Annotated in this window: 8 protein-coding genes; 6 read left to right on the forward strand and 2 right to left on the reverse strand. The window is 72.3% G+C overall.

Going from position 1 to position 10108, the window contains the following annotated elements; all coding sequences use genetic code 11:
* Positions 1-17: 17 nt before the first annotated feature.
* Entirely contained in the window at positions 18-1181 is a 1164-nt protein-coding gene (gene xylA, locus EST92_RS28570; RefSeq protein ID WP_129283616.1) for a xylose isomerase, read from the reverse strand.
* 207 nt (positions 1182-1388) lie between these two features.
* Between xylA and xylB the strand changes: the two genes are divergently transcribed.
* The 6 genes from xylB (at position 1389) to EST92_RS28600 (ending at position 9586) form a co-directional block, all read left to right on the forward strand.
* Positions 1389-2819, forward strand: a complete 1431-nt coding sequence (gene xylB / locus EST92_RS28575) for a xylulokinase (protein WP_129283617.1) — start codon at positions 1389-1391, stop codon at positions 2817-2819.
* Between the two features lie 62 nt (positions 2820-2881).
* Positions 2882-4156 carry an ROK family transcriptional regulator gene (locus EST92_RS28580; protein WP_129283618.1) on the forward strand — a complete coding sequence of 425 codons (1275 nt, stop codon included), beginning with the start codon at positions 2882-2884 and terminating at the stop codon, positions 4154-4156.
* 164 nt (positions 4157-4320) lie between these two features.
* Entirely contained in the window at positions 4321-5733 is a 1413-nt protein-coding gene (locus EST92_RS28585) for a family 2B encapsulin nanocompartment shell protein (RefSeq protein ID WP_129283619.1), read from the forward strand.
* A 109-nt stretch (positions 5734-5842) separates the two neighbouring features.
* Complete coding sequence (locus tag EST92_RS28590; protein WP_129283620.1) at positions 5843-7258, forward strand: family 2B encapsulin nanocompartment shell protein; 1416 nt, start codon at positions 5843-5845, stop codon at positions 7256-7258.
* 242 nt (positions 7259-7500) lie between these two features.
* Positions 7501-8145 (forward strand): N-acetylmuramoyl-L-alanine amidase, encoded by a 645-nt coding sequence (locus EST92_RS28595; protein ID WP_129283621.1) that lies wholly within the window; start codon positions 7501-7503, stop codon positions 8143-8145.
* A 202-nt stretch (positions 8146-8347) separates the two neighbouring features.
* Entirely contained in the window at positions 8348-9586 is a 1239-nt protein-coding gene (locus EST92_RS28600; protein ID WP_129283622.1) for a phosphodiester glycosidase family protein, read from the forward strand.
* Positions 9587-9625: 39 nt separating this feature from the next.
* On the opposite strand, the gene EST92_RS28605 is transcribed toward EST92_RS28600, so the two are convergent.
* Entirely contained in the window at positions 9626-9820 is a 195-nt protein-coding gene (locus tag EST92_RS28605) for a hypothetical protein (protein WP_129250376.1), read from the reverse strand.
* Positions 9821-10108 lie beyond the last annotated feature (288 nt).

Below are 10108 nucleotides of genomic sequence, written 5' to 3' on the forward strand. Positions count from 1 at the left end.
CCCCCTCGAACCACCCCTCAAACCGCCCCCAACAAATGCTCCAACGCCAACTGATCCAGATGCTCGAACGCCATCCCCCGGGTGGCGGCGGCCTCCGCGTCGAAGGACTCGTACGCGGTGGTGTCGGCCAGCAGCCCGGCGAGGCCGTCCTCGGCGGTGCGGCGGCCCAGCTGGTCCAGCCGGGCGGCGTGCAGGGCGTCCTGGACGGCCGGGTCGGTCCGGAAGGCCGCCGCGCGCTCCCTGAGGATCAGGTAGTTGCGCATACAGCCGGCCGCCGAGGCCCAGACGCCGTCGAGGTCCTCGGTGCGCGGCGGTTTGAAGTCGAAGTGCCGCGGCCCGTCGTAGCCGGCCGTCTCCAGCAAATCGACGAGCCAGAACGCGGACCGCAGATCGCCGGCGCCGAAGCGCAGGTCCTGGTCGTACTTGATGCCGCTCTGGCCGTTGAGGTCGATGTGGAACAGCTTGTCCGCCCAGAGCGCCTGGGCGATGCCGTGCGGGAAGTTGAGCCCGGCCATCTGCTCGTGTCCGACCTCGGGGTTGACGCCGTAGAGCTCCGGGCGCTCCAGCCGTTCGATGAACGCGAGGGCATGGCCGACGGTGGGCAGCAGGATGTCGCCACGCGGCTCGTTGGGCTTGGGCTCGATGGCGAACCGCAGGTCGTAACCCTGCTCGACGACGTACTCGCCGAGCAGGTCGAAGGCCTCCTTCATCCGGTCCAGCGCCGCCCGGACGTCCTTTGCCGCGCCGGACTCCGCACCCTCCCGTCCGCCCCATGCCACATAGGTGTGTGCGCCCAGTTCGACGGCGAGGTCGATGGCGCGGAGCGTCTTGCGCAGCGCGTAACGACGGATGCCGCGGTCGTTGGCGGTGAACGCGCCGTCCTTGAAGACGGGGTGGGTGAAGAGGTTCGTGGTGGCCATCGGCACGACCAGGCCGGTGGCGTCCAGGGCCTGCCGGAAGCGGGTGACGGCCGCCTGGCGCCCGACGTCCCCGGCGCCGGGCGGGATCAGGTCGTCGTCGTGGAAGGTGACGCCGTACGCGCCGAGGTCGGCGAGGCGGTGGACCGTTTCGACGGGGTCCAGGGCGCGGCGGGTGGCCTCCCCGAAGGGGTCGCGGCCCTGCCAGCCGACGGTCCACAGGCCGAAGCTGAACCTGTCTTCGGGTACGGGCTGATGGCTCATGCCGGGTCCCCGCTCCGCTCGGCCCCGCTGGTGCGCGGCGGGCAGCTCCCCGTCATCGGCCGGCTGTGTTTGCTCATGCGCGACTCCCTCGCCATTTCGTCAACGCGCTTTACAAATTCCGCCGCGGCCAAACTAATATGCGGCAGCACACCGGGGAACCCCCTGGACCGAGACCAAGCAACACGGGCCGCCAAGGGAGAGTGCACGATGGGCGCACAGTCAGCGGGACCGCTCGTCGTCGGGGTGGACAGCTCGACACAGTCCACCAAGGCGCTGGTCGTGGACGCCGACACCGGTGAGGTTCTCGCCCGGGGGCAGGCGCCGCACGCGGTCAGCGCCGGCGAGGGCAAGGAGAGCGACCCCGCGCAGTGGTGGCGGGCGCTGGCCGAGGCGCTGGCGCAGTGCGGTGACGCGGCGCGGCAGGCCTCGGCGCTGTCCGTCGGCGGCCAGCAGCACGGGCTGGTCACGCTGGACGCGGCCGGTGCGCCGGTGCGCCCCGCGCTGCTGTGGAACGACGTCCGCCCGGCGCCCCAGAGCGAGCGGCTGATCGCGGAGCTGGGCGGCGCGCGGGCGTGGGCGGAGCGGGTGGGGAGCGTACCGGGCCCGGCGTTCACGGTGGCCAAGTGGGCCTGGCTGCGGGAGAACGAGCCGGCCGCGGCCGCCGCCACCGCCGCGGTGCGGCTGCCGCACGACTACCTCGTCCAGCGGCTGACCGGTGAGGCCGTCACCGACCGCGGCGACGCCTCCGGCACCGGCTGGTGGGCGTCGTGCACCGAGTCCTACGACACGCAGATCCTGGATCATGTCGGGCTGTCCCCCGGGGCGCTGCCGCGGGTGGCGTGCCCGGGCGAGGCGGCCGGGACGGTGCACGCCGAGGATCTGCCGCTGCCCCGCGGCGCGTTGGTGGCGGCCGGCACCGGGGACAACATGGCGGCCGCGCTCGGGCTGGGCCTGCGTCCCGGGCAGCCGGTGCTGAGCCTGGGGACGTCGGGGACGGTCTATGCGGTCGCCACCCGCCGGCCCGCCGATCCGACCGGGACCGTGGCGGGGTTCGCCGATGCCCGCGGTGACTGGCTGCCGCTGGCCTGCACCCTGAACTGCACGCTCGCCGTGGACCGGGTGGCGGCGCTGCTGGGCCGCGACCGGGAGGCAGTGGAGGAGGGGGGCGAGGTGGTGATGCTGCCGTTCCTGGACGGCGAACGGACCCCGAATCTCCCCGGTGCCTCGGGGCTGGTGCACGGGCTGCGCCATGACACCACGCCCGGCGGGCTGCTCCAGGCCGCTTACGACGGTGCGGTGTTCGCACTGCTCCAGGCGCTGGAGGAGGTGCTGGACGCGGACGCGGCGCCCGATGCGCCACTGTTGCTGATCGGCGGCGGGGCGCGGGGCCGGGCCTGGCGGGAGACGGTGCGCCGGCTGTCCGGCCGCCCGGTGGTGGTGCCCGAGGCGCAGGAGCTGGTGGCGCTCGGCGCGGCGGCGCAGGCGGCCGGGCTGCTGCTGGGCGAGGATCCGGCGGCGGTGGCTCGTCGTTGGGGCACGGCGCGCGGCGCGGAGTACCCGGCGCGGCCACGGGACCGCGCCGCGTGGGACCGGCTGGCGGCGACGCTCACCGACGGTGCGGCGCTGCTGCGACGCTGACGCCCCACTCATCCGTACGCCCGGCGGGAGGTCCGCTCCCCCGGCACCCCGAGGAGACCTAGGTGACCGCTTCCGGTGGCGACACCCAGCACGGCATACGACGCCGCAATCTGGCCCGGGTACTGCGGACCGTGGCCGCACAGGGGCCGCTCTCCCGGCCGGCGGTCGCGGCCCGGATCGGGCTGACCCGGGCCGGGGTGGCTCCGCTCGTCGACGAGCTGCTGCGGGCCGGGCTGCTGGTCGAGACGGGGCGGGCGGCAACCGGCGGCCGGGGCAGACCGGGCGGCGAACTGGCCGTCAGTGACCGTGGCCCGGCCGGGATCGGGGCCGAGATAGGCGTCGATCATCTGGCGGTGTGCGCGGTCGATCTGCGCGGGCGGGTGCGCGCCCGGGTGGCGGCCGGTGCGGCGAACCGGCACAGCGCACCGGGACCGGTGCTGCGGCGGCTGTCCGCGCTGCTGGCGGAGGTGACGGCGGGCCTCTCGGCCGAGGGGCTGTGGCCGGCCGGGCTGACGGTCGCGGTGCCCGGCCTGGTGGCCCGGGGTTCGACGACCGTGCTGCACGCGCCCAATCTCGGCTGGCGGGCGGCCGATCTGGCACCGGACCTCGCCGGGACGACGGCCCCGGGGCACGGGTCCGTCCTCCCGCTCACCGTCGAGAACGAGGCCAACCTCGGTGCGCTGGCCGAGCTGCGGCTGGGCGGACGCGACGGCCGGCCGGCCCCGCCGCCGGACTTCGTGCATGTGTCGGCCGAGTCCGGTATCGGGGCCGCGATCGTGGTGGACGGCCAACTCCTGCGAGGGGCACGGGGGTTCGCGGGCGAGCTGGGGCACGTGCCGGTGCATCCGGACGGCCCGGTGTGCGACTGCGGCGGCCGGGGCTGTCTGGAGCAGTACGCGGGGGAACGGGCGGTGCTGCGCGCGGGCGGGGTCCTGGCGGAGGGGGCGGCAGCCGTACCCGCGGGGCCGGGTGCCCGTATCGGCCTGCTGGCGCGCCGGGCCGCCGACGGGGACACTGCCACCGTCCGTGCGCTGCACGAGGCGGGAACGGCGCTCGGTATCGCGCTCGCCGGGGCGGTGAATCTGCTCGACCCGCAGGCGGTGGTCCTCGGGGGTGCGCTGGCCGAGCTGGCGCCCTGGGTCCTGCCGTCCCTGGAACGGGAGTTGGCGCGGCGTACTGCCGTCGCCACTACGGACGGGCGGGGCGGCGGTCCGCTGGTGACGGTCTCCCGCCTGGGGGCGGACGGACCGCTGCTCGGGGCGGCGCACGCCGCACTGCAGGCCGTCCTGGACGATCCCCTCCATTCCCGGACTCCGGCACACTCTCCCCGGAATTGAGCCCGCTAAACCTTTCCAGAGCACGGGAATTCCATGCCACCCCATCGGGCGATTGTGCCGATAAAATCAGCGCGACTACCTTCGGTTCGGCGGGTTGCCGCGGAACTGCCTGAAGTGGGGGTTTCGGGGCGGTCCGCAGCGCACCCTCCGAAGAGACAGGTGGCATGATGACGATTGCCGACGAATCGCTGCACAACAGCGCGGAAGAATCCCAGAATTCCAGTCTGAGTACCACCGCGGCACGGAATTTGGCGACCACCACCAAAACGGCACCGCAGATGCAGGGCATCACGTCCCGCTGGCTGCTGCGGCTGCTGCCTTGGGTGCAGGTGTCCGGCGGTACGTACCGCGTGAACCGCCGGCTGACGTACACGCTCGGCGACGGGCGCATCGATTTCGATATCACCGGCAGCGACGTGGCGATCATTCCCGAGGAGCTGCGCGAGCTGCCCGCGCTGCGGGAGTTCACCGATTCCGAAGCCCTGGCGGCACTCGGCGAGCGATTCACCCAGCAGGAATACGCGCCCGGAGAACTGATCGCCGAGGCCGGCGCGCCGGGCGACCGGCTGGTGCTGATCGCGCACGGCCGGGTGGACCGGATCGGCACCGGCAAGTACGGCGAGGACACCGTCCTCGAAGCGCTGGCCGGCGGCGACCACCTCGGCGACGAGCCGCTCACCGATCCGGAGGGGACCTGGCGGTTCAGCTATCGCGCGGTGACCCGGGTGACCGTCATGGCGCTGTCCCGGCTGGGCGCGCAGGAGGTCATGGACCGCTCCCCCGGGCTGCGCGAGCATCTGGCGACAGCTCGGCAGGGCGGCGCACAGCCCACCAACGCCAGTGGGGAGTCGGCGGTCTCGGTCGCCTCCGGTCACCACGGCGAGCCGTCCCTTTCCGGCACCTTCGTCGACTACGACCTGACGCCGCGGGAGTACGAGCTCAGCGTCGCGCAGACGGTGCTGCGCACCCACAGCCGGGTCGGCGACCTCTACAGCGACCCGATGAACCAGGTCGAGGAGCAGCTGAAGCTCACGGTCCAGGCGCTGCGGGAGCGCCAGGAACACGAGATGATCAACAACCGGGACTTCGGACTGCTGCACAACGTGGACCTCAAGCAGCGCATCCACACCCGCACCGGGCCGCCCACCCCCGACGACCTCGACGAGCTGCTCGCGACGGTCTGGAAGGACCCGGGTTTCCTGCTCGCCCATCCGCAGACGATCGCCGCGATCGGCCGGGAATGCAGTGCCCGCGGTCTGTATCCGACGGCGGTCGATTTCATGGGGCATTCACTGCCGTCGTGGCGCGGCGTACCGATCTTTCCGTGCAACAAGATTCCGGTGACGAAGGAACGGACGAGCTCCATTCTGCTGTTGCGGACCGGCGAGGAAAAGCAGGGCGTGGTCGGCCTGCACCAGACCGGAATTCCCGATGAATATGAACCGAGCCTCTCGGTGCGTTATATGGGTCTCGATGACCGGGCCGTTCTCAAATATCTCGTCAGCGCCTACTATTCGGCGGCCGTTCTCGTACCCGATGCGCTGGGCGTGCTCGACGACGTCCAGATCGGCCACTGAACGCCCCGCGGAAGAACCCGGCGCGCCGGGGAGTGGGTCCCGTATCCCCCCTCGGCGCGCGCACCGTACGCCACGCACCGCACCGAACAAGAACAGGTGAGCCTTCTCCATGACCACATCGGTGGATCCGACGTCCGGCCCGCAGCCCTCCGCGCCCGAGCGGAGCCGGTCCAGCCTGGACACCGCGGCCGCCCGCAAGCTGGCGACCACGACCAAGACCGTGCCGCAGATGCAGGGGATCTCCTCCCGCTGGCTGCTGCGGATCCTGCCCTGGACGCAGGTCTCCGGCGGTACGTACCGCGTCAACCGGCGCCTTACCCACACCCTCGGCGACGGCCGGGTGGAGTTCGTCTCGACCGGCTCCGACGTCCGGGTCATTCCGGCGGAGTTGCGCGAGCTGGCTCCGCTGCGCGGCTACACCGACGCGGCGACGCTGGAGGCGCTGGCGGACCGGTTCGTGCAGCGGGAGTTCGCACCGGGTGATGTGCTGGCCCGGCAGGGCGGGCAGGCCGACCGCGTCATCCTGATCGCGCACGGCAAGCTCGACCGCACCGGCCTGGGCAAGTACGGCGACGAGACGGTGCTGGGGGTGCTGGCCGACGGTGACGCCCTCGGTGCGGCGGCGCTGCTGTCGCCGGACACGGAGTGGGAGCACTCGGTTCGCGCAGTGACCCGGGTGACCGCACTGACGCTGTACCGCAGCGACCTCGAAGAGGTGCTGGGCCGGTCGGAGTCGCTCCGCTCCCACCTGGAGGAGTTCCGCGCGGCGGTGGTGCCCGCACAGAACAGGCACGGTGAGTCGGCCATCGAGCTGGCCGCGGGCCATGTCGGCGAGCCGGCCCTGCCTGGCACCTTCGCCGACTACGAACTGACGCCGCGGGAGTTCGAACTCAGCGTCGCGCAGACCGTGTTGAAGGTGCATTCCCGGGTCGCCGACCTCTACAACGACCCGATGAACCAGCTGGACCAGCAGCTGCGGCTGACCATCGAGGCGCTGCGCGAGCGCCAGGAACACGAGATGGTCAACAACCGGGAGTTCGGGCTGCTGCACAACGCCGACCTCAAGCAGCGCATCCACACCCGCAGCGGGCCGCCCACCCCCGACGACCTCGACGAGCTGATCTCCCGGCGCCGCAAGACCCAGTTCCTGCTGGCCCACCCGCGCACCATCGCGGCCATCGGGCGGGAGTGGAACGCCCGGGGCATCTACCCCACGACCGCGGAGGTCGAGGGCACCGCGGTCCGGGCCTGGCGGGGCATTCCGCTGCTGCCCTGCAACAAGATCCCCATCACCCCGGAGGGGACCAGCTCGGTCCTGGCACTGCGGGTCGGCGAGGAGAACCAAGGCGTGGTCGGGCTGCACCAGACAGGCATCCCGGACGAGTACCGGCCGGGCCTGTCGGTGCGCTTCATGGGCGTCAACGACCAGGCCGTCCTCAACTATCTGGTCAGCGCCTACTATTCGGCGGCGGTGCTGGTGCCGGACGCGCTGGGCATCCTGGAGGACGTAGAGATCGGACACTGACCGGCCGGGAGCCGGGACCGCGGGTGCCGCGCCCACCACCGCCCCCACGGGCCGGGGTGCGGCACCCGAGTGACGTCCGATCAGGTATCTCCTGGGCTTCTGACCTGCGCCGTTCTGCCTTTGGTCCAGCCATTGGCAGAACGGCCATTCCCTTGGCAGGGCGAGCCCTGTTGCGCATCATGAACGCACCGGCTGTGCGTGACATGTACGCGACCACCCCTCGGTCCCTGTCAGGAGTTCACATGGAGCCCGACCCCCGTCGCCCGGCCCGCAGACGCCTGCTCACCGGAGCGGCCGCGCTCACCGCGTCCGCCGCACTCGCCCCCTTCGGCACGGCCACCGCCGGTGCCGCCGTCTCCGCGCGCCGGCACACACCGGGCGGCGGCGCCTACCCCCCTCACCAGTGGGTCCCGGCAAGCCCGTCCAACCTCACCACCGCCAAGCGCCCGACGCAGTATCCGGTCGAGATGGTCGTGATCCATGTGACGCAGGAGACCTACGCCCACACCCTCAAGCTCTTCCAGAACCCGGCGCACAAGGCGGCCGCCCACTATGTCGTACGGTCCGCCGACGGCCATATCGCCCAGTGCGTCCGCGAGCGGGACGTCGCCTGGCACGCCGGGAACTGGGACTACAACACCCGCAGCATCGGCATCGAGCACGAGGGCTGGATCGACGACCCGTCGTGGTTCACCGAGCCGCTCTACACCCGGTCCGCCCAGCTCACCGCCGCCATCTGTGACCGCTACGGCATCCCCAAGGACCGCGAGCACATCATCGGCCATGTGGAGGTCCCCGGCACCGACCACACGGACCCCGGTGAGTTCTGGGACTGGGCGCGCTATCTGCAACTGGTGAACGGACTCTCCTGGCGGACCACCATGTGACCCGACGCGCCGGGACGCCGGACGCGCGCCCGCGGCCCCGCGAGGACGCCCGGCTCGGCCCCGCGAGGACGGCTCCCGGCGACACGGCGGCCGTTCCACAGGTGTACGGATTCATGACATCTCCGGGCCATAGTGAACATCTTCGGCACCTGGGACAGTTGGCGTGACGTCAGGGGGGCTCGTGAAGCAGCGATTCGTTCGAGTGCGCGCGATGCTGACCGTGCTGGTGGCATGGGGTGCGCTGATCGGCGGCGGGATGGCGGGCGGGGCCCCGGCCACCGCCGTGGACACCGGTCTCCACCGTTTCGGCGCCGCGTCGGTGGCGCCGGGTGTGTCGTACGCCGAATTCCGGATGGCGGTGCCCCGCGGCCTCGTGCACGGGCATGTGCTGACGGTCGATCTGACCGCACCGCGGGTGTCGGTGGACCTGCTGTACCCGGGGGCGGTCGGCGCCCGGTCACCGGTGTCCGAACTGGCCGCGGACCGTGGCGCGGTGGCGGCGGTCAACGGCGACTTCTTCAACATCAGCGAGGGCCAGCATCCCGGTGTGGAGGCGACCGGCGCCTCGGTCGGCCCGGCGGTGGCCTCGGGGCGGCAGCTGAAGGGCGCGGTGCCCGACGGGCAGCGCTTCGGGCCGGTCATGCCGCCCGGCGCCACCACCGAGGACGTCATCGGTATCGGCTACGACGACCGGGCCCGGCTGGACCGGCTCACGCTGCACGGTGCGGTCCTGACCCCCGAAGGGGCGCTGCCACTGCGCGGCCTGAACCAGTACGCACTGCCGGTCGACGGGATCGGTGCCTACACCTCCCGGTGGGGCCCGGCGTCCCGGCTGCGCGCCACCTGCGGGACGGACACCGACCGGGCGGCGCCGTGCAGTGCGGACACCACGGAGGTGACGGTCCGTCACGGCCGGGTGGCGGCCCTGCGCGACGCGCCGGGCGCCGGCGGAGTGGCCGTGGGCAGCGTGGTGCTGGTGGGCAGGGAGGAAGGGGCCAGACAGCTGCGCAAGCTGCACGTCGGTGAGCGGGTGAGCGTCGGCCACCACCTGACGGGGCGGGGGCCGGGCCCGCTGCGGTTCGCGGTGGGCGGCTTCCCGATCGTGCGGAACGGCGCGCCGGTGGACGGTCTGGACTCCGCAGCGGTGGCGGTGCGCACCTCCGCGGGGACCGGCGCCGGCGGCCGGGTGCTCTATCTGCTGGCCCTGGACGGCGCACCGGGTCAGACCGGCCTGACGGTGTGTGAACTCGCCGATTTGATGCGGCAGTTGGGCGCACGGAACGCGGTGGATCTGGACGGCGGCGGGTCCTCCACGCTGGTCACCGGCGACGCCTACGGGGAGACGGTGCGCAACCATCCGTCGGGCGGGGCGGAGCGGCCGGTCCCCAACGCGATCGGGGTCTTCTCCCCGCAACGGATGGGTGGGCGGGTACGGGGGTGAGCCCCGGCGCGCGGCCGCCCCTCGGGCCCGGCCGTCACCTCACGGACGCACACTGCTCACCACATCGGCGGCGCCGGCCAGGCCCTGGTGGATGTCGGGGGCGAGGCTGCTGTTCGCCAGATAGAAGCCGAGCAGGGCACACACCAGGGCGTGCGAGAACTTGAGCTTGCCGCTGCGCAGGAAGATCACGGTCAGGACCACCAGCAGCAGCACGACCGAGATGGAAATTGCCACGGGACGCACCCTCCTCGACCGCCGCCCGAACGGGCAGCAATGGGTGGCCAGTTTGGCGTATTTCAGGGTATGTCCGGTTCTTGTACGGGTGCTCCGAACGGGTGATCACTACGGGTCACCGGCCATGACTGAGCGACCGGCCTCCGGACGCGGCGGACGGCCGTGCGACGCGGCGCCCTGGAGCAGGGCAGCCACCTCCTCGCATCCCACCCTCCCCTTTCCCGACCTCCAGCCAGGCCTCGATGGCCTGGGGCCAGGCCTCGCGGTCACCGACCGGGTCACCGCTGG

The sequence above is a fragment of the Streptomyces sp. TM32 genome (assembly GCF_004122755.1).
GTDB classification, from domain to species: Bacteria; Actinomycetota; Actinomycetes; order Streptomycetales; family Streptomycetaceae; genus Streptomyces; species Streptomyces sioyaensis.